This window comes from Scandinavium sp. UTDF21-P1B, from assembly GCF_040750395.1.
In the GTDB taxonomy this organism is placed as follows: Bacteria; Pseudomonadota; Gammaproteobacteria; order Enterobacterales; family Enterobacteriaceae; genus Scandinavium.
Genome location: NZ_JBFLVD010000006.1, coordinates 139,482 through 159,331, shown reverse-complemented (window position 1 = coordinate 159,331; position 19,850 = coordinate 139,482). Strand labels below are relative to the sequence as shown.

The following is a 19,850-nucleotide window of genomic DNA, read 5'->3' as shown; positions in this document are numbered from 1 at the left end:
ATGCCTACCACCGCAATGAACGATCTCAGCCAGCAGGGGCTGCTCGACATCACCCGCGCCTTGTTACAGCAAAACGATTTAAACGGCGTGTGCGAAACGCTGACTCGTCTCGTCCGCCAGGCCGGTCTTGGCGAGCGCGTGGCCGTGCTGCTGTGGCAGCCGGGCTATCAGCGCGTCAGCTATCACGCCAGCGCCCCCTACGATAATGACCGCCTCGTTCAGGAGGAAAGCCTTCTGGCGCAGGGGCCCATGCAGCGCCTGCTTACCCGGCCGGACACTCTGCAATGCGACTTTCACGAATTTGGCAAAGCCTGGCCGGAGCTCGCGGGCTGCGAACGCTATTGTGCGTTTGGCCGCTACGCCCTGCTGCCGCTGGCTCAGGAAGGCAGAATTGTCGGCGGGTGTGAGGTCATACGCACCCGCCCGACCGCCTGGAGCGATGCTGAACTGCAAAGGCTGCAAACGCTGACGCAGCTGGTCGCTATCGTCACGGAGCAGTTTCAGAGTCGCCTGAGCTCGGGCAGTGACCGCCAGCAGCTGCAGCTTGAGCGGGACAACTTCCGCATCCTGGTGGACGTCACCAACGCCGTACTGTCGCGCCTCGATATCGACGAGCTGGTCAGCGAGGTGGCGAAGTCGCTGCATCACTACTTCCACATTGATGCGATAAGCGTGGTGCTGCAAAGCCCACAGCCGGGCAAACTTGACGTTTATACCAGCCATTACCTCGACGGCGATGCGCCGCTGCATGACGTCAGCGAAGTGGCAAAGAGCGGCTCGCTCAGCGAACAGGTCTTTAAGCATCAGCAGATGATGCTGCTGACGCTGGCCGACATGCAGCTGGCGCAGGGCGACCGCCAGCTTTTTTCGCTGTGGGGCAACGAGCTGCAAAGCATTTGCCTGCTGCCGCTGCTTTCTGGCGACACGACGCTCGGCGTCCTTAAGCTCGCCCAACGCGACGAGCAGGTCTTTACGGCGAGCAATCTCCGGCTGCTGCGCCAGATTGCCGAGCGGGTGGCGATTGCGATTGATAACGCGCTGGCCTACCAGGAGATCCAGCGCCTGAAAGAGCGGCTGACGGATGAAAACAAGGTGCTCACCGAGCAGCTCAACACGCTGGATAATGAGTTTGGCGAAATCATCGGCCGCAGCGACGCAATGCGTGACGTGCTGCGCCAGGTAGAGATGGTGGCGCAAAGCGACAGCACCGTGCTGATCCTCGGCGAAACCGGCACCGGTAAAGAGCTGATTGCGAGGGCAATCCATAATCTCAGCCGCCGCCGCGAGCAGCGAATGATCAAGATGAACTGCGCCGCGATGCCCGCCGGGCTGATTGAAAGCGATCTGTTTGGCCACTCGAAAGGCGCGTTCACCGGCGCAAGCGCCCCGCGCACCGGGCGTTTTGAACTGGCGGATAAAAGCTCGCTGTTTCTGGATGAAGTCGGCGATATGCCGCTCGAGCTGCAGCCCAAGCTGCTGCGCGTGTTGCAGGAACAGGAGTTTGAGCGCCTTGGCAGTAATAAGCTGATTCGCACAGACGTACGCCTGATTGCGGCCACCAACCGCGATCTCCGCCAGATGGTCGAAGAGCGGCTGTTTCGCAGCGATCTCTATTACCGCCTGAACGTCTTCCCCATACAGCTTCCGCCGCTTCGCGAACGCCCTGACGATATCCCGCTGCTGGCGAAGGCGTTCACCACCAAAATCGCCCGTCGGCTGGGTCGCCAGATTGACAGCATCCCGGCGCGTACCCTGCAAACGCTGAGTGAGATGCCGTGGCCGGGTAACGTGCGTGAGCTGGAAAACGTGATTGAGCGCGCCGTTCTGCTGACGCCGGGCAGCGTTTTGCAACTTTCTCAGCCCGAAATGCCCTTCACCGCGCCCGGCCCGACGGCAGAACCAAAGCTTGAGGGCGAAGACGAGGCACAGCAAATTATTCGTATTCTGAAAGAAACGAACGGCGTGGTCGCGGGACCAAAAGGGGCTGCGCAGCGTCTTGGGCTCAAGCGTACGACGCTGCTTTCCCGGATGAAACGTCTCGGCATTGAGAAAGACGCACTGGTGTAAATCACCGTGACGAGCTATAAAACCTGCACACTCAAAGAAAGGAGGCAATATGTCAGTATCAGCACGCAATCAGCTTAACGGGAAAGTCAGCGCCGTCGCATCGGGCGCAGTGAACGACGAAGTTGAATTGACCCTCGCGGGCGGAGCAAAGCTTGTGGCAATTGTCACCCACAGCAGTCAGCAGGCGCTCGGTCTTGTTGCAGGTAAGGAAGCCGTGGCGCTGATCAAAGCGCCGTGGGTAACCCTTGCCAGCGAAGACTGCGGCCTGAAATTCTCTGCGCGCAATCAGTTTGCCGGCAGCGTTTCGCAGGTGACGGAAGGCGCGGTAAACGCAACTGTACATATCAAAACGGATGCCAGGTTTGAGCTTGTCGCCGTGATCACCAACGAGAGCCAGCATGAGATGAAGCTCGCGGCCGGCAGCCGGGTCATTGCCCTGATCAAAGCTTCGGCCATTCTGCTCGCCACTCGCGCTTAAGCGCCAGACACGCCGTGTATGCTACGGCGTGTTTCCCCGTTTCTTTGCCCGATATTTCTCCGGCAACTCGGGCACTGCACGACGATCGTCGAGCAAATGCAGGATCGTCAGGATCGGATGCCGCCACAGCATTCGTGGCCCTGCCCAGCGCATAATCTGCTTCATCTCTTCCCGCTTTGCGGGCTGATAGCAATGCACCGGGCACTGCTTGCAGGCGGGTTTCTCCTCACCAAAGACGCATTTATCCAGCCGCTTATCCGCGTAGGCGTTCAGCGCCTGATAGTGCTCTTCGTCCTGCAACGCCTGCGGACAGCGCCGGGCGTAGAGCGCTATCATCCGGCGGATAGTCAGCTTTTCCCGGCCAATACGGCTTGCGGTCATCAGGATTCTCCGGTCTATAAGTTGCATTGATGATACCTGTTCAGGTACCGCCATTCCATTCTCTGGATCAATGCCTGTCTAAAAAGAGACCCATGATGCATGAAGAAAAACGCGTTGATGAAACAACACCAAAGCGTTTAATTGTTATGCGAGCAGCCACACCACTTCGGCAATGCCCCGGCTCAGGGTTTATGCCGGGTGCACGGGCATATTGCTTATCCCGGCATAGCTTCTGGCGGCGGCCTCACCTTTTACCTGGGCCTGGCTGAATACTCGTCCCGGAATGCAGGGGACCCTATGGTTTTCGCTCATTCCCGGCGTAATGATCGCGTTTCGTACCATGGCGTTGGCAAAACAGACGCGTACTTTTCGGCCTTATACCGGGCAACCTTCCAGTTCAGCATGAAACATCAGATCAATTTCATTTGCCGTGGAAGCCGCTACGCAATTCCGATGATATGTTTCACGAACACCTGTTTTTACATCCACCCCTTACGTATTCTTCCCATACAAAAAAAGGAGTGAAGCGACATGAATCCACCCGTTACGCTGATAAAAGAGGAAGCCAAATCCGCACGCCGGATCAAGGTCGGCTATGTCAGGAAGCGCCACCAGGATCCCAAAACGGGACGTACACGCCGTTATAGCCTTCACCCAAGCCTGGTGTTGAGCGGGAACTGGCTAAAAGAGGCGGGTTTCCCTACCGGCGCATGCGTGTCAGTAACCATTAAGCACGGGCAGCTGATTTTACAGTCTGAGCAAAAGCCGGTTCACACACTGGACTAAGGCCAGATTTCGTCACTTTTTGTTGAAATTTCAGGCTCGCTTCAGGTGCAGATTTTACTGCGAGAACAGGCGCGTTCATGCGACAATGACCGCAACGATTTTGCATATAAAATGCCTGAATATTATTGTTTTTCAACGAAATGGACATCATAACTCCATGAGCACACTCGACAATTTAGACGCCCACACGCCGATGATGCAGCAGTACCTGAAGCTGAAAGCCCAGCATCCGGAGATCCTGCTCTTTTACCGCATGGGCGATTTTTACGAGCTATTTTACGACGACGCCAAACGCGCTTCGCAGCTGCTCGATATCTCGCTAACCAAACGCGGGGCATCCGCAGGTGAGCCCATTCCGATGGCGGGCGTGCCGCATCATGCCGTTGAAAACTATCTCGCTAAGCTCGTCAATCTTGGTGAGTCGGCCGCCATCTGTGAGCAGGTTGGCGACCCGGCCACCAGCAAAGGCCCCGTCGAGCGTAAAGTCGTCCGCATCGTCACGCCTGGCACCATCAGCGATGAAGCGCTGTTGCAGGAGCGCCAGGATAACCTGCTGGCCGCCATCTGGCAGGACAGTAAAGGCTACGGCTATGCTACGCTGGACATCAGCTCCGGTCGCTTTCGCCTGAGCGAGCCCGCAGACCGGGAAACCATGGCGGCAGAGCTCCAGCGCACCAATCCTGCTGAACTGCTTTACGCGGAAGACTTTGCCGAAACGGCGCTGATTGAAGGCCGACGTGGCCTGCGCCGTCGCCCGCTGTGGGAATTCGAAATTGATACCGCACGCCAGCAGCTAAACCTGCAGTTCGGCACGCGCGACCTCGTTGGTTTTGGCGTGGAAAATGCGCCGCGTGGCCTGTGCGCTGCGGGTTGCTTATTACAGTATGTGAAAGACACCCAGCGCACTTCCCTGCCGCATATTCGTTCCATCACCATGGAGCGCCAGCAGGACAGCATCATCATGGATGCGGCAACGCGCCGGAATCTGGAAATTACCCAGAATCTGGCGGGCGGCATCGAAAACACACTGGCCGCCGTGCTGGATCGCACCGTGACGCCAATGGGCAGCCGCATGCTGAAACGCTGGCTGCATATGCCCGTGCGCGATACAAAAGTTCTTATCGAGCGTCAGCAAACGCTTGGCGCATTACAGGATCGCTATGATGAACTGCAGCCGGTTCTGCGCCAGGTTGGCGACCTGGAGCGTATTCTTGCACGCCTCGCCCTGCGTACAGCGCGCCCGCGTGATTTAGCCCGTATGCGCCACGCCTTCCAGCAGCTGCCGGAATTGCGCGAACAGCTGATGAGCGTGGACAGCGCTCCCGTGCAAAAACTACGTGAAGCGATGGGGGAATTCACCGAGCTTCGCGAACTGCTAGAACGTTCGATTATCGAAACGCCGCCGGTGCTGGTTCGCGACGGTGGCGTTATTGCCCCGGGTTATCATGAAGAGCTGGATGAGTGGCGTGCGCTGGCCGATGGCGCAACGGACTACCTCGACAGGCTGGAGATTCGCGAACGCGAACGCCTCGGGCTGGATACGCTGAAGGTAGGCTATAACGCCGTTCACGGATACTACATTCAGATAAGCCGTGGTCAGAGCCACATGGCACCGATTCATTACGTTCGCCGCCAGACGCTGAAGAACGCCGAGCGCTATATCATTCCGGAACTCAAAGAGTACGAAGACAAAGTGCTGACGTCGAAAGGCAAAGCGCTGGCGCTGGAAAAACAGCTCTATGATGAACTATTCGACCTGCTGCTGCCGCACCTGGCGGAACTACAGCAAAGCGCAGCGGCGCTGGCTGAGCTCGATGTTCTGGTGAACCTTGCGGAACGTGCAGAAGCGCTGAACTACTGCTGCCCAACGTTCAGCGACAAGCCCGGCATTCGCATCACCGAAGGCCGTCATCCGGTCGTCGAACAGGTGCTGAATGAGCCGTTTATCGCCAACCCGCTGAATCTGTCACCGCAGCGCCGGATGCTGATCATCACCGGGCCGAACATGGGCGGTAAAAGTACCTATATGCGCCAGACCGCGCTGATTGCCCTGCTGGCCTATATCGGCAGCTACGTTCCGGCGCAGAAAGTGGAGATCGGCCCGATAGACAGGATCTTTACCCGCGTCGGCGCAGCGGACGATCTTGCCAGCGGTCGCTCTACCTTTATGGTTGAGATGACAGAAACCGCAAATATTCTGCACAATGCCACCGAGCAGAGCCTGGTGCTGATGGATGAGATCGGCCGCGGAACCTCAACGTACGATGGCCTTTCTCTCGCATGGGCCTGCGCCGAAGGCCTCGCAAACCGTATTAAAGCCCTGACGCTGTTCGCAACCCACTATTTCGAACTGACGCAGCTGCCGGAAAAAATGGAAGGCGTGGCGAACGTTCATCTCGATGCGCTGGAGCACGGCGACACTATCGCCTTCATGCACAGCGTGCAGGATGGCGCGGCCAGCAAGAGCTACGGCCTTGCCGTTGCTGCACTGGCGGGCGTGCCGAAAGAGGTGATTAAACGCGCGCGTCAGAAACTTCGCGAGCTGGAAAGCCTGTCGCCAAATGCCGGAGCGACGCAGGTTGACGGCACGCAGATGTCATTGCTTTCCGCACCGGAAGAAACGTCTCCTGCCGTAGAAGCACTGGAAAATCTTGACCCGGATTCACTGACGCCACGCCAGGCGCTGGAGTGGCTCTACCGGTTGAAGAGTCTGGTGTAACCTCCGCTGCCGGGCGGCACTGCGCTTGCCCGGCCTGCTAAAGCAGCATAGGCCCTATGCCAAAGAAAAAGGCCAGTCTCTCGACTGGCCTTTTTGATGGAAACTGGTTTATTCACGCTATTTATTCACGGAAAAGCGCTTCGATATTCAGCCCTTGCCCCTGCAAAATCTCACGCAGGCGACGCAGACCTTCAACCTGAATCTGGCGAACGCGTTCACGCGTCAGACCAATTTCACGGCCAACATCTTCAAGCGTTGCGGCTTCATACCCCAGTAAACCGAAACGACGCGCCAGCACTTCACGCTGTTTGGCGTTCAGTTCGAACAGCCATTTGACGATGCTTTGCTTCATGTCATCGTCCTGCGTGGTGTCTTCCGGACCGTTGTCTTTTTCATCGGCCAGGATGTCCAGCAGCGCTTTTTCGGAGTCACCACCCAGCGGTGTGTCAACCGAGGTAATACGCTCGTTGAGACGCAGCATACGACTGACGTCATCAACCGGTTTGTCCAGCTGCTCAGCTATCTCTTCTGCACTTGGCTCGTGATCCAGCTTATGGGATAACTCACGTGCGGTACGCAGATAAACATTGAGCTCTTTGACAATGTGAATTGGCAGACGAATAGTACGGGTTTGGTTCATGATTGCCCGTTCAATGGTCTGACGAATCCACCAGGTTGCATAGGTTGAGAAACGAAATCCGCGTTCCGGGTCGAATTTTTCGACCGCGCGAATAAGCCCCAGATTGCCCTCTTCAATCAGATCCAGCAAAGCCAGACCACGATTGCTGTAACGACGGGCAATTTTCACCACCAGACGCAGGTTACTTTCAATCATCCGGCGGCGGGAGGCAACGTCACCACGCAGCGCGCGTCGTGCAAAATAGACTTCTTCTTCGGCTGTTAGCAGTGGAGAGTAACCAATCTCCCCAAGGTAAAGCTGAGTCGCATCCAGCACACGCTGTGTGGCGCCCTGTGATAACAGCTCTTCCTCAGCCAAGTCGTTATCACTGGGTTCCTCTTCTACTAAGGCTTTCTCGTCGAAAACCTCTGCTCCGTTCTCATCAAATTCCGCGTCTTCATTTAAATCAAGAACTTTCAGCGTATTCTGACTCATAAGGTGGCTCCTACCCGTGATCCCTGGACGAAACACACCTCACGGTTGTTTCGCCTAATTATCGCTGCGGCAAATACTGCAGCGGGTTGACGGATTTCCCCTTGTAACGAATTTCAAAATGCAAGCGTGTAGAACTGGTTCCGGTGCTACCCATGGTAGCGATTTTCTGCCCCGCCTTCACTTCCTGTTGTTCCCGGACCAGCATAGTATCGTTATGGGCGTAGGCGCTCAGGTAATCATCGTTGTGTTTGATGATAATAAGATTACCGTAACCGCGCAGTGCGTTACCGGCATACACAACGCGCCCATCTGCGGTCGCGACGATAGCCTGTCCCTTACTGCCTGCAATATCGATCCCTTTATTGCCGCCATCGCCGCCACTAAAGTTTTCGATGATTTTACCGTCGGTCGGCCAGCGCCAGGAGGAGATTGGCGAACTGGTAGACGTAGAGCTTGCAGTCGGTTGGGTAGTGCTGACAGCGGGTGCCGTGACAGGCGCGACGACCGTAGTCGAAGGCTTATTGTTAGGCAACATTTTGTTAGCACTTTGTTCACCTGAATCCTCAGAATACGTAATTGTTGGTTTAGACGCAACCACTGCGGAGGAATTTTGTGCAGGTTTTGAGACTAATCCAGGCGAAGCGCCGCTGGCTTCTGCGCTGGCCTGTGCTACTGCGTTATTCCCGGTGATAGGCTGCCCGGAAGCATTGCCGACCTGCAGCACCTGCCCCACGTTCAGCGCATACGGCTCCGGCACATTGTTGCGCTGCGCCAGGTCGCGGAAATCGTTGCCGGTCACCCATGCAATATAAAACAGGGTGTCGCCGCGCTTAACGGTATAGGTGCTACCGCCGGTATAGCTGCCTTTTGGAATATCACCGTATTTACGGTTATAGACCGCATGACCATTCACAATCTGCACCGGCTGTTCTGTCGCAGCGGGCTGCTGTTGCATCGGCTGGATCTGCGGCTGAACCGGTGCCGTCTGAACCGGCTGAGGCTGTGGCACCGACTGGGCCGGAGTGCCCATTTTTGGCGGCGGCGTAATTAACATTCCGGAATCGCTGCCGGACGACATTCCACCTACCGACGTGACCGGAGCGGGGGCATTACTGGACGATGTGCATCCTGCCAGCCAAAGTGAAACCAGTGATAAAGCCGCTACGCGACTAACGGTGAATTTAGGGCTTCCCGCGCTCATTTATCCCCCAGGAATGTGTTATCTGCCAGTGACTTAGTAACCGTGAAACGTGACGGTAATCACACTAAAAAGTGCGCTCACCCTACGCCATAAGCGGCGCTAAAAGAAACAGGAAAACTCCTGTATTATGCCAGCTCGCCTTTGACCAGTGGCACAAAGCGAACCGCTTCCACGGTATCGATAATAAATTCGTCTCCCCGGCGACGGACGCGCTTCAGGAACTGCTGCTCTTCGCCGACGGGTAAGACCAAAATGCCGCCTTCATCCAGCTGCGACATCAGCGCCGCCGGAATTTCTTGCGGTGCGGCCGTGACAATAATGGCATCAAATGGCGCTCTTGCGTGCCATCCTTGCCAGCCATCGCCATGGCGAGTTGAAACATTATGTAAATCAAGCTGCTTCAGGCGCCGCCGCGCATGCCATTGCAGGCTTTTAATGCGCTCGACCGAACAGACGTGATGAACCAGCTGCGCCAGAATTGCCGTCTGATAACCCGAGCCCGTGCCAATTTCCAGCACGCGCGACTCCGGCGTCAGCTCCAGCAATTCGGTCATTCTCGCCACCATATACGGCTGCGAGATGGTTTGCCCCTGACCAATCGGCAGCGCGACGTTCTCCCACGCTTTGTGTTCAAAGGCTTCATCAATAAACTTTTCGCGCGGCACCCGGGCGATCGCATCGAGCACCTGCTCATTGGCGATCCCCTGATTTCGCAGCTGATTAAGAAGACTTTGTACGCGTTGACTCACCATTCCTCGCCTACTCCCACACGATCCAGCCAGCCGGAGACAACCTCCTGGGCGCTGTGAGCGGTTAAATCGACGTGCAGCGGCGTCACGGAAACATAGCCTTCATCTACAGCGGCAAAATCCGTGTCCGGCCCGGCATCGCACTTCTCGCCCGGCGGACCAATCCAGTAAAGGGTATTGCCGCGCGGATCCTGCTGCGGAATCACTTTGTCCGCCGGATGTCGGCTGCCGCAGCGCGTGACGCGGATCCCTTTGATTTCTGAAAGAGGAAGATCCGGCACGTTGATGTTGAGAATGCGCCCGGTGCGCAGGGGTTCACGAGCCAGCGCCCTCAGGACAGAACAGGTCACGGCGGCAGCGGTGTCATAGTGTTTGTAGCCGTTCAGCGAAACCGCAAGCGCCGGGAAGCCAAGATGACGGCCTTCCATTGCTGCGGCGACCGTGCCGGAATAAATCACGTCATCGCCAAGGTTCGGCCCGGCGTTAATACCGGAAACAACCACATCCGGACGCGGGCGCATCAGCGCGTTGACGCCGAGAAACACGCAGTCCGTTGGCGTGCCCATCTGCACGGCGATGTCACCATTGTCGAACGTAAAAGTACGAAGAGAAGATTCCAGGGTCAGCGAATTAGACGCCCCACTGCGGTTACGATCGGGTGCAACAACCTGAACCTCGGCAAACTCGCGCAAGGCTTTCGCCAGGGTCTGGATCCCCGGCGCGTGGATCCCGTCATCGTTACTCAGCAATATTCGCATAATCACCTGTTGTGTTGATAAGTTCCCTTACCACACTGGTAGCAAAGCTGCCTGCCGGCAGCCAGAAACGCACCTCAACGGTGACGTCATCCCACCAGTTCCAGCTCAGCTGTTGCGGGTAGAGCAGCATAGCGCGTCGCGCCGCTTCTACTTTTTCACGCAGCAATAAAGTCTGCAACAGCGTTTCGTCCGCGAGCGTTTGTTGCTCAAAATCCAGCGCTGCCCGCAGGGTGCCCCACTCGCCGCTGCCCGGCAGCGAGGCGGTAATCATCAGGTCACGGTTGTCAACGCGGGACTGAAGTTCAGATTGCTCTTCATCCGTTGCCACAAACCAGCTGCCGCGTCCCGCTAATTGTAGCGCATCGCCGTCAACAACTTGATTAAAGTCCGGTTTTTTTAAACGCACGCTGACCAGCTGATTAAACAACGCACTGCGGGCCGCCGACAACCAGAAACTGCGTTTATTACGATCGCGCACCGGCGCATCGCTCTGTGCCCAGCGCAGTGCGCCCTGCAAATTGCTGCCGCCGATGCCGAAACGCTGAGCGCCAAAATAGTTCGGAACGCCTTTGTCGGCAATCGCCTGTAGACGTGTCTCGACGTCCGCACGGTCGCTGACTTCACGCAGCACGAGGGTAAAAGCGTTTCCCTTGAGCGCACCAAGGCGCAGCTTGCGCTTGTGGCGGGCGTACTCCAGGACTTTACAGCCCTCAAGCTCAAATTTGCTTAAATCAGGCATCTCTTTGCCCGGCAGACGTATGCAGATCCACTGTTCAGTGACGGCATGTTTGTCCTTCTGCCCGGCAAAGCTCACTTCACGGGCGTGAACTTTGAGGAATTTCGCCAGCACGTCGGCGACACAGCGGGTGTTACAGCCGTTTTTCAGAATGCGCACCAGCAGGTGTTCGCCTTCGCCATCCGGTGAAAAGCCTAAGTCTTCAACCACCAGAAAGTCTTCCGGGTTGGCCTTCAGCAGCCCATGACCCAGCGGTTTACCGTGGAGATAAGTGAGGTCGTCGAACGCAATCATGAGCGAGCCTTGTGCAACAGGGCCACCGCTTCGCAGGCGATGCCTTCGCCGCGTCCGGTAAAACCGAGTTTTTCAGTCGTCGTGGCTTTGACGTTCACGTCATCCATATGGCAGCCTAAATCTTCGGCGATAAACACGCGCATCTGTGGGATGTGCGGCAACATTTTTGGGGCCTGAGCGATGATGGTGACGTCGACGTTACCAAGCGTATAGCCTTTGGCCTGAATGCGACGCCAGGCCTCACGCAGCAGCTCACGGCTGTCGGCGCCTTTGAAAGCCGGGTCGGTGTCGGGGAACAGTTTGCCGATATCGCCCAATGCCGCCGCGCCGAGAAGGGCGTCGGTTAGCGCATGCAGCGCGACGTCGCCATCAGAGTGAGCCAGCAGGCCTTTTTCATAAGGTACGCGTACGCCGCCAATGATAATCGGGCCTTCGCCACCAAAAGCGTGTACGTCAAAACCGTGTCCAATTCGCATTATGCCTGCTCCTGAAGTCCACTACGGGTAAGGTAAAATTCTGCCAGCCGCAAATCTTCCGGGCGGGTCACTTTAATATTATCAGCGCGTCCGGCGACAAGCTCAGGATGGAAGCCACAATATTCCAGCGCCGAGGCTTCATCCGTGATCGTCGCGCCTTCATTAAGCGCCCGGGTCAGACAGTCAAAAAGAAGTTCGCGAGGGAAAAACTGCGGCGTCAGCGCGTGCCAGAGATCGGTGCGATCGACGGTATGGGCAATCGCCTCTTTACCGGGTTCGGCACGTTTCATGGTATCGCGAACCGGGGCCGCAAGAATGCCGCCGACGCGGCTGGTTTTGCTCAGGGCGAGTAAATTAGCCAGATCGTCCTGATGCAGGCATGGACGCGCTGCATCGTGTACCAGCACCCATTCGGCATCGCCTGCTGCACGCAGGCCCGCCAGGACGGAATCGGCACGCTCGGTGCCGCCTTCAACGACGGTAATTTGCGGGTGGCTGGCGAGAGAAAGCTGCTGAAAGCGGGCGTCGCCGTCGCTGATGGCGATGATGACGCGTTCAACCCGCGGATGGGCCAGCAAGGCGGCTACCGCGTGTTCGAGAATCGTTTTGTTACCGATTGAGAGATATTGCTTCGGGCATTCCGTTTGCATACGGCGGCCAAAACCGGCTGCCGGCACCACGGCGCAAACGCCCGGAAAAGTGGCTGCCATGCGGTTATCCTGGCTTGAATTTATTGATTATTCCGCCCAGAGCTCTGACTCTGATTGCGTTTGGACGCATCCGGCACCAGACGATAAAACGTTTCGCCCGGACGAGTCATGCTGAGCTCGTTGCGAGCGCGTTCTTCGATAGCTTCCTGGCCGCCGTTGAGGTCGTCAATTTCGGCAAAAAGCTGATCGTTGCGCGCTTTAAGTTTGGCGTTGGTTGCCTGCTGAGCCGCCACGTCGTCGTTGACGCGGCTGTAGTCGTGCAGACCGTTCTTGCCGAACCACAGTGAGTACTGCAGCCAGACCAGAAGTGCCAGCAACAGCAGCGTTAATTTACCCATCCTGCCCCCAAAAAAACGGCATCATCATCCCAAAACTTGCCGGAGTGCTCTACCCAGGCCTGCGGACGATGCCGCGTATCGCGGGAAATGTACCACATTTTGTCTCGGGAGTCGTAGGTCCAATCAAATCGAATGCACTTCCGGGCGCGCTTAACCCAGTAACCACAGGAACAGCAGGCCAAAGAGAGCCGCGACCGTTATCAGCGTCACCACAATACTGTAGAGGAGTTTGCCGTTCATCAGCGAGTGCAAAGCGATGCCGATCACCACAGAAACGGGCAGCAGCGCCAGAAAGAAGGGCCAGGTGTAGAGGAAGAAGAACAGCGTGTTGCTGCCATAAAACAAAAAGGGAATACCGAGCGCCAATAGCCATGCGACAAAACCCACGACCGCGCCGGACAAAGACCAGGTGGTCTCTTCGGTGTCCATTGTCATGGGTTCTGTATGAGTGATGGTAATGTTCTGGGCATTGCGCATATCAAATCCTGTTTCCTGACTGGCCGGAAAACCGGCCCGGTCTCAGGATCTGATAATATCGCCCTGTCTCAGCAGGTCTAATAATTGGTTAACCAAATTTGTTACCAATTGTTCGCCATTGAGGTGAATATCTGCCTTTTCCGGGGCTTCATAAACCGAGTCAATGCCGGTGAAATTACGCAGTTCACCGGCGCGGGCTTTCTTATACAGGCCTTTCGGATCGCGGGTTTCGCATACGGCCAGCGGCGTGTCGACGAACACTTCGATAAAACGCCCTTCTCCTACACGATCCCGTACCATCTGCCTTTCCGCACGGTGCGGAGAGATAAAGGCGGTCAACACGACCAGCCCCGCCTCCACCATCAGCTTTGCAACTTCCCCAACGCGGCGAATGTTCTCTTTGCGATCGTCATCGCTGAAGCCCAAATCGCTGCACAGGCCGTGACGCACATTATCGCCATCCAGCAGATAAGTGCTGACGCCAAGCTCATGCAGCGCCTCTTCCAGCGCCCCGGCGACCGTAGATTTTCCCGAGCCCGAAAGCCCGGTAAACCACAGCACAACTCCGCGATGCCCGTGGTGCTGTTCGCGCTGAGACGGCGTTACGGGATGGGCGTGCCAGACGACGTTTTCGTCATGCTGCGCCATCACTGGCCTCCCAGCAGATCGCGTGCGCCCCAGTGCGGGAAGTGCTTACGCACCAGCGCGTTCAGCTCCAGCTCAAAGGCGCTGAATTCACTGCTGCCTGCCGCTGTGCTCTGCTGCTGCGGCTCACGTACCATCCCGGCACCGACCGTCACGTTGCTCAGGCGATCGATAAAGATAAGCCCGCCGGTCACCGGGTTTTGCTGATACTTATCCAGCACCAGCGGTTCATCGAAGGTCAAATCCACCAGGCCAATGCCGTTCAGCGGCAGGCTGGTCACTTCGCGCTGGGTCAGGTTATTGATATCCACCTGATACTGAATGCCGTCTACGCGCGCGCGGGTTTTCTTCCCGGCAATTTTAATTTCATAACTCTGACCCGGCTGCAGTGGCTGTTCAGCCATCCACACTACGTCCACGCTGGCGCTTTGCACGGCAGGCAGCGTTTCGCTGACGTCCACCAGCAGATCACCGCGACTGATGTCGATTTCATCCTTCAGCACCAGGGTGATCGCTTCCCCGGCGGCTGCCTGTTGCAGATCGCCGTCAAAAGTGACGATACGCGCCACGGCGGATTCCACGCCCGACGGCAGCACTTTCACACGCTGGCCGACGGTGACCGTACCGGACGCAAGCGTCCCGGAGAAGCCGCGAAAGTCGAGATTCGGACGGTTGACATACTGCACCGGGAAGCGCAGCGGCTGGCTTTCCACCACGCGCTGAATCTGCACGGTTTCCAGCACTTCAAGCAGCGTCGGGCCGCTGTACCACGGCATTTTTTCGCTCTGGCTGGCGACGTTATCCCCTTCCAGTGCCGACAGCGGTACGAAACGAATGTCCAGCTCGCCTGGCAGCTGCTCTGCAAAGGTCAGATAAGCTTCGCGGATCTCATTGAACGTCTCTTCGCTATAGCCAACGAGATCCATTTTGTTCACCGCCACCACCAGATGCTTAATGCCCAGCAATGTGGAAATGAAGCTGTGACGACGAGTTTGATCGAGCACGCCTTTACGCGCGTCCATCAGCAGGATAGCGAGATCGCAGGTGGACGCACCGGTCGCCATATTGCGGGTGTACTGTTCGTGGCCCGGGGTGTCCGCGATGATGAACTTGCGCTTTTCGGTAGAGAAGTAGCGATACGCCACGTCAATGGTGATGCCCTGCTCGCGCTCGGCCTGGAGCCCATCTACCAGCAGTGCCAGATCGAGCTTTTCGCCCTGAGTACCGTGACGCTTGCTGTCATTGTGCAGCGAAGAGAGCTGATCTTCATAAATCTGGCGGGTATCGTGCAGCAGGCGACCAATCAGCGTACTTTTGCCGTCATCCACGCTGCCGCAGGTCAGGAAACGCAGCAGGCTTTTGTGCTGCTGGGCGTGCAGATACGCTTCCACGCCGCCTTCATCGGCAATCTGTTGTGCAATCGTTGTGTTCATGGCGGCTCCTTAGAAATAACCCTGGCGTTTCTTCAGCTCCATGGAGCCTGCCTGGTCGCGGTCAATCACGCGACCCTGTCGTTCACTGGTGGTCGACACCAGCATCTCTTCAATAATTTCCGGTAACGTCTGCGCTTCGGACTCCACCGCACCGGTGAGCGGCCAGCAGCCCAGCGTACGGAAACGCACCATACGCTGCTTGATCACCTCGCCCGGCTGTAAATCGATGCGATCGTCGTCGATCATCATCAGCATCCCGTCGCGCTCCAGCACCGGGCGCGGTGCGGCCAGATACAGTGGAACAATTTCAATATTTTCCAGATAGATATACTGCCAGATATCCAGCTCGGTCCAGTTAGAGAGCGGGAAGACGCGAATGCTTTCGCCTTTGTTAATCTGACCGTTGTAGTTGTGCCACAGCTCAGGACGCTGATTTTTCGGATCCCAGCGATGGAAGCGATCGCGGAAGGAGTAGATTCGCTCTTTGGCGCGGGACTTCTCTTCGTCGCGGCGTGCCCCGCCGAACGCGGCATCAAAGCCATATTTGTTCAGCGCCTGCTTCAGACCTTCGGTCTTCATGATATCGGTGTGCTTGGCGCTGCCGTGGACAAACGGGTTAATGCCCATCGCCACGCCTTCCGGGTTTTTATGCACCAGCAGCTCACAGCCATAGGCTTTGGCGGTACGGTCGCGGAACTCGTACATCTCACGGAATTTCCAGCCCGTATCCACGTGCAGCAGCGGGAACGGCAGGGTTCCCGGATAGAACGCCTTACGCGCCAGGTGCAGCATCACGCTGGAGTCTTTGCCGATGGAGTACATCATCACCGGGTTGGAGAATTCTGCTGCCACCTCGCGGATGATATGGATGCTTTCCGCCTCCAGCTGCCGCAGGTGAGTGAGTCGTTTTTGGTCCATAACCGTTCCTTAAACCAGATTCACCACAGAAGAGTTGAATCCCTCCTGCTGTAGGTTGTGTTGAAACCAGGCAAGTTGATGATGCAGCTGCACCACTTCACCCACCACCAGCAGCGCTGGCATTGGGGCATCTTTCGCGAGGCTTTCGAGTTGTTGTAAGGTGCCGACGGTCACCTGCTGATCGGCCCGGGTACCGCGGCTGATCACCGCCACCGGCGTCAGGCTATCTCGCCCGTGCTGAATAAGCTGCTGGCTGATTTCAGCCGCCTTCATGGTGCCCATATAGATAGCCAGCGTCTGGCGGCTCTGTGCCAGCTGTGCCCAGTCAAACGGGGTGCTGTCGGCTTTGTAATGTCCGGTAACAAAGGTCACGCTCTGGGCGAAATCGCGATGGGTCAGCGGGATCCCGGCATAAGCCGTGGCCCCTGCTGCTGCCGTGACGCCCGGCACGACCTGAAAAGGAATGCCGGCTTCGGCGGCAGCCTGTAACTCTTCTCCGCCGCGGCCAAAAATAAACGGATCGCCGCCCTTCAGGCGCACCACGTTTTTTCCTGCCTGCGCCGCTTCCACCAGCATCCGGTTGGTCTCATGCTGCGGGACGCTGTGGGTGCCTGCACGTTTGCCGACGCAGATCATCTCCGCATCACGCCGCACCAGCTCCCGCACGCCTTCGCTGACCAGATGGTCGTAAAACACGACGTCAGCCTGCTGAATCACCTGCAAGCCGCGCAGCGTCAGCAGACCTGCATCGCCCGGGCCCGCGCCAACCAATACGATTTCACCAATTTTGCGTTCAGGCTGATTCAGCTCATCCTCCAGCGCCTGCTGAGCCGCCGCTTCATTCCCGGCCACCATCAGGCTGGCAAACCGCCCCGTGAACACGCGCTCCCAGAAGCGGCGACGTTCCGCAACCGTCTGCAAACGCGTCTGAATATGGTGTCGCCAGAAGCTCGCCTTCTGCGCCATTCGCCCAAGGCTTGTTGGCAACAACGCTTCAATTTTTTCGCGCAGCAGGCGCGCCAGCACGGGCGCGGTGCCGCCGGAAGAGATCGCCACCAGTAAAGGCGATCTGTCGACAATCGACGGGAAGATAAAGGAGCACAGCGGCTGATTATCGACAACGTTCACCAGCCGCTGGCGGGCGTTAGCCGCCTCATAGACGCGCTGGTTCAGCTCACGATCGTCGGTGGCGGCAATCACCAGAAACACCGGATCAATCTGCGTTTCATCGAATTCTTCAGCAAGCCAGACAATGGCCTGCTCGTTAACCTGTTCGCTGAGTTCTGCACAGAGCTGTCGCGCCACCAGACGCACCTCTGCCCCGGCCCGCCGCAGCAGGAGGATTTTTCGGGCCGCCACGTCACCGCCGCCGATCACCAGAACAGGGCGGCCTTTCAAAGTGGCAAAGAGAGGTAAATAGTCCACAGCGCTACAACTCAGTTACATTCAGCATAGGGGGACTATAGGGGGAGGCTCTGAGCAAATGAAATTACGAAATGGAATGAGTAGTTCCGCAAAGGAATAACACCCCGGAAATGCAAATGCCAAAAAGTGCTTAACGCGGCTTATTTCATCCGTTTAAGAAGAAATGAAATTGTGTTAAATCGGTCACAGTTTCATACTAGAACGGTTTATTATTTTGCCCTGACGTAAGGACACACTATGTTTTCCGCCTTGTGCCGCCGCCTCTTTCCTCTGGCGTTAGGCGCATGTTTAACGGCTCCCGTTTTTGCCGCATCGCTTCCCGTTGGTAACATTGCCAACCAGCAGGCCCGCTATATCGCGACCTATTTTCCCGGCCGTATGACCGGTAGCCCGGCAGAGATGCTCTCAGCGGATTACGTGCGTCAGCAGTTCGCGCAGATGGGTTACGAAAGCGATATCCGCACCTTTACCAGCCGCTTTATTTATACCAGCAAAGATAAACGTCAGAACTGGCACAAAATCACCGGCAGTACGGTGATCGCCGCCCACGAAGGAAAAGCCAGTCAGCAAATTATCGTGATGGCGCATCTCGACACCTACGCGCCGCACAGCGATGCCGACACGGAAAACAACCTTGGCGGCCTGACGCTGCAGGGCATTGACGATAATGCGATGGGCGTTGGCGTGATGCTGGAGCTGGCAGAGCGCCTGAAGGACATTCCCACCCAATACGGCATTCGCTTTGTCGCCACCAGCGGGGAAGAAGAAGGCAAGCTGGGTGCCGACAATCTGCTGTCGCGCATGAGCGCCGGGGAAAGGAAAAACACCCTGCTGGTTATTAATCTCGATAACCTGGTGGTAGGCGATAAGCTCTATTTTAACAGCGGGAAATCCACGCCGGCCTCCGTGCGTAAACTGACGCGTGACCGGGCGATAAGCATCGCTCGCAGCCACGGTATTCAGGCTGCCATGAACCCAGGCCTCAACGCCAGCTTCCCGAAAGGCACCGGATGCTGCAATGACGCGGCCGTTTTCGATCAGGCAGGCATTCCGGTCCTCTCCGTTGAAGCGACCAACTGGTTACTTGGCAAAAAAGACGGCTTCCAGCAGCGCGCTAAAAGCCACGCTTTCCCTGATGGCACCAGCTGGCATAACGTCCGCCTCGACAACCAACAATACATCGATAAAGCCCTGCCGGGTCGCATCGAGCACCGCGGGCGCGACGTGGTGAAAATCATGCTGCCTTTGGTGAAAGAGCTGGCAAAGGCGAAGAAAGGCTAAATCTCTTCCGGCTTCACTGATTGCCCGGTGGCGGCTTACGCCTTACCGGGCCTACGGGTTTTGTAGGCCGGGCAAACAGAGCGCCGCCCGGCAAAACATCACCCTTCGTGCAACCCGCATTCACGTTTAAGCCCAAAAAAGCGTGTTTCTTCTTCTGCCATGCCCGGCTCCCATTTACGGGTGGTGTGGGTATCGCCGACGGAAAGATAGCCCTGATCCCACAGCGGGTGGTATTTCAGGCCGTGCTTTTGCAGATACTGGTAAACCGTTCGGTTATCCCAGTCGATGATTGGCAAGATTTTAAAGACGCCTCGCTGAATCGCGAGCACAGGTAAATTCGCGCGGCTGCCGGACTGTTCACGACGCAGGCCCGCAAACCAGGTCTGCGCATTCAACTCTTTTAACGCCCGGTTCATCGGCTCGACTTTGTTGATCTCATTGTATTGCTCAATGCCCTCAACGCCCTGCTCCCACAGCTTGCCGTAGCGTGCTTCCTGCCACGCCGGGCTTTGCTCAGCGCGATAAATCTTCAGGTTGAGCTTCAGCTTGTCGGTCAGCTCGTCAATAAACTGATACGTCTCCGGAAAGAGATAGCCAGTGTCGGTGAGAATAACCGGGATGTCCGGACGCAGCTGGTTCACCAGATGCAGACTCACTGCCGCCTGAATGCCGAAGCTTGAGGAAAGCACATACTCGCCCGGCAGATTTTCCAGCGCCCAGGCGACACGCTCTTCAGCGCTCAGCTTTTCCAGCTGACCGTTGGTTTCCGCCAGCGCGAGCACGCGTTCGACTTTGGGTAATGCATTAAGGGCGTTCAGATCGAGTACGGACATAGAGACCTCGTTTGCCTGTTTTGTCGGGCGG

20 protein-coding genes are annotated in these 19,850 nt (G+C 57.0%); 5 read left to right on the top strand and 15 right to left on the bottom strand.

Annotated features, from left to right (window positions below; all coding sequences use genetic code 11):
* Both flhA and AB1287_RS03550 read left to right on the top strand, forming a co-directional pair.
* Entirely contained in the window at positions 1 to 2,067 is a 2,067-nt protein-coding gene (gene flhA / locus AB1287_RS03555) for a formate hydrogenlyase transcriptional activator FlhA (RefSeq protein WP_435616957.1), read from the top strand.
* Positions 2,068 to 2,116: 49 nt separating this feature from the next.
* Positions 2,117 to 2,545, top strand: coding sequence for a molybdopterin-binding protein (locus tag AB1287_RS03550; protein WP_435616956.1), 429 nt, complete (start codon positions 2,117 to 2,119; stop codon positions 2,543 to 2,545).
* A 21-nt stretch (positions 2,546 to 2,566) separates the two neighbouring features.
* Here AB1287_RS03550 and AB1287_RS03545 read toward each other — a convergent pair whose 3' ends face one another.
* Entirely contained in the window at positions 2,567 to 2,926 is a 360-nt protein-coding gene (locus AB1287_RS03545; protein ID WP_435616955.1) for a nitrous oxide-stimulated promoter family protein, read from the bottom strand.
* A 531-nt stretch (positions 2,927 to 3,457) separates the two neighbouring features.
* On the opposite strand from AB1287_RS03545, the gene AB1287_RS03540 reads away from it, so the two are divergent.
* The gene (locus AB1287_RS03540) at positions 3,458 to 3,712 is read left to right on the top strand and encodes a SymE family type I addiction module toxin (RefSeq protein WP_312628692.1); all 255 of its coding nucleotides are present in this window, start codon (positions 3,458 to 3,460) and stop codon (positions 3,710 to 3,712) included.
* A gap of 157 nt (positions 3,713 to 3,869) precedes the next feature.
* Entirely contained in the window at positions 3,870 to 6,431 is a 2,562-nt protein-coding gene (gene mutS / locus AB1287_RS03535; protein ID WP_435616954.1) for a DNA mismatch repair protein MutS, read from the top strand.
* Positions 6,432 to 6,552: 121 nt separating this feature from the next.
* Here the strand turns inward: mutS and rpoS are convergent, their stop codons facing one another.
* The 13 genes from rpoS to cysG all read right to left on the bottom strand — a co-directional run bounded on the left by rpoS (position 6,553) and on the right by cysG (position 17,705).
* The gene (rpoS, locus tag AB1287_RS03530) at positions 6,553 to 7,545 is read right to left on the bottom strand and encodes an RNA polymerase sigma factor RpoS (RefSeq protein WP_435616953.1); all 993 of its coding nucleotides are present in this window, start codon (positions 7,543 to 7,545) and stop codon (positions 6,553 to 6,555) included.
* A gap of 58 nt (positions 7,546 to 7,603) precedes the next feature.
* Positions 7,604 to 8,695: a murein hydrolase activator NlpD gene (nlpD, locus tag AB1287_RS03525; protein WP_312628737.1), complete on the bottom strand. Its 1,092-nt coding sequence runs from the start codon at positions 8,693 to 8,695 to the stop codon at positions 7,604 to 7,606.
* Positions 8,696 to 8,871: 176 nt separating this feature from the next.
* Positions 8,872 to 9,498 (bottom strand): protein-L-isoaspartate(D-aspartate) O-methyltransferase, encoded by a 627-nt coding sequence (locus AB1287_RS03520; RefSeq protein ID WP_312628694.1) that lies wholly within the window; start codon positions 9,496 to 9,498, stop codon positions 8,872 to 8,874.
* Complete coding sequence (gene surE / locus AB1287_RS03515) at positions 9,492 to 10,253, bottom strand: 5'/3'-nucleotidase SurE (protein ID WP_435616952.1); 762 nt, start codon at positions 10,251 to 10,253, stop codon at positions 9,492 to 9,494. The genes AB1287_RS03520 and surE overlap by 7 nt, the downstream gene beginning before the upstream one ends.
* Entirely contained in the window at positions 10,234 to 11,283 is a 1,050-nt protein-coding gene (gene truD / locus AB1287_RS03510) for a tRNA pseudouridine(13) synthase TruD (RefSeq protein ID WP_435616951.1), read from the bottom strand. The genes surE and truD overlap by 20 nt, the downstream gene beginning before the upstream one ends.
* The gene (gene ispF / locus AB1287_RS03505; RefSeq protein ID WP_435616950.1) at positions 11,280 to 11,759 is read right to left on the bottom strand and encodes a 2-C-methyl-D-erythritol 2,4-cyclodiphosphate synthase; all 480 of its coding nucleotides are present in this window, start codon (positions 11,757 to 11,759) and stop codon (positions 11,280 to 11,282) included. The genes truD and ispF overlap by 4 nt, the downstream gene beginning before the upstream one ends.
* Positions 11,759 to 12,469, bottom strand: a complete 711-nt coding sequence (ispD, locus tag AB1287_RS03500; protein WP_435616949.1) for a 2-C-methyl-D-erythritol 4-phosphate cytidylyltransferase — start codon at positions 12,467 to 12,469, stop codon at positions 11,759 to 11,761. The genes ispF and ispD overlap by 1 nt, the downstream gene beginning before the upstream one ends.
* A 20-nt stretch (positions 12,470 to 12,489) precedes the next feature.
* Positions 12,490 to 12,807 (bottom strand): cell division protein FtsB, encoded by a 318-nt coding sequence (ftsB, locus tag AB1287_RS03495; RefSeq protein WP_312628700.1) that lies wholly within the window; start codon positions 12,805 to 12,807, stop codon positions 12,490 to 12,492.
* 150 nt (positions 12,808 to 12,957) lie between these two features.
* Positions 12,958 to 13,284 (bottom strand): DUF3561 family protein, encoded by a 327-nt coding sequence (locus AB1287_RS03490; RefSeq protein ID WP_312628702.1) that lies wholly within the window; start codon positions 13,282 to 13,284, stop codon positions 12,958 to 12,960.
* Between the two features lie 42 nt (positions 13,285 to 13,326).
* A complete protein-coding gene (cysC, locus tag AB1287_RS03485; RefSeq protein WP_312628704.1) occupies positions 13,327 to 13,932 on the bottom strand; it encodes an adenylyl-sulfate kinase in 606 nt (201 codons plus the stop codon).
* The gene (gene cysN, locus AB1287_RS03480) at positions 13,932 to 15,362 is read right to left on the bottom strand and encodes a sulfate adenylyltransferase subunit CysN (protein WP_312628705.1); all 1,431 of its coding nucleotides are present in this window, start codon (positions 15,360 to 15,362) and stop codon (positions 13,932 to 13,934) included. The genes cysC and cysN overlap by 1 nt, the downstream gene beginning before the upstream one ends.
* Positions 15,363 to 15,371: 9 nt before the next feature.
* Positions 15,372 to 16,280 (bottom strand): sulfate adenylyltransferase subunit CysD, encoded by a 909-nt coding sequence (gene cysD, locus AB1287_RS03475; protein WP_312628706.1) that lies wholly within the window; start codon positions 16,278 to 16,280, stop codon positions 15,372 to 15,374.
* A gap of 9 nt (positions 16,281 to 16,289) precedes the next feature.
* Positions 16,290 to 17,705, bottom strand: coding sequence for a siroheme synthase CysG (gene cysG / locus AB1287_RS03470; RefSeq protein ID WP_435616948.1), 1,416 nt, complete (start codon positions 17,703 to 17,705; stop codon positions 16,290 to 16,292).
* Between the two features lie 237 nt (positions 17,706 to 17,942).
* Between cysG and AB1287_RS03465 the strand changes: the two genes are divergently transcribed.
* Positions 17,943 to 18,986 carry an aminopeptidase gene (locus AB1287_RS03465; protein WP_312628708.1) on the top strand — a complete coding sequence of 348 codons (1,044 nt, stop codon included), beginning with the start codon at positions 17,943 to 17,945 and terminating at the stop codon, positions 18,984 to 18,986.
* A gap of 98 nt (positions 18,987 to 19,084) precedes the next feature.
* Here the strand turns inward: AB1287_RS03465 and cysH are convergent, their stop codons facing one another.
* Complete coding sequence (gene cysH / locus AB1287_RS03460) at positions 19,085 to 19,819, bottom strand: phosphoadenosine phosphosulfate reductase (protein ID WP_312628709.1); 735 nt, start codon at positions 19,817 to 19,819, stop codon at positions 19,085 to 19,087.
* Between the last annotated feature and the right edge of the window lie 31 nt (positions 19,820 to 19,850).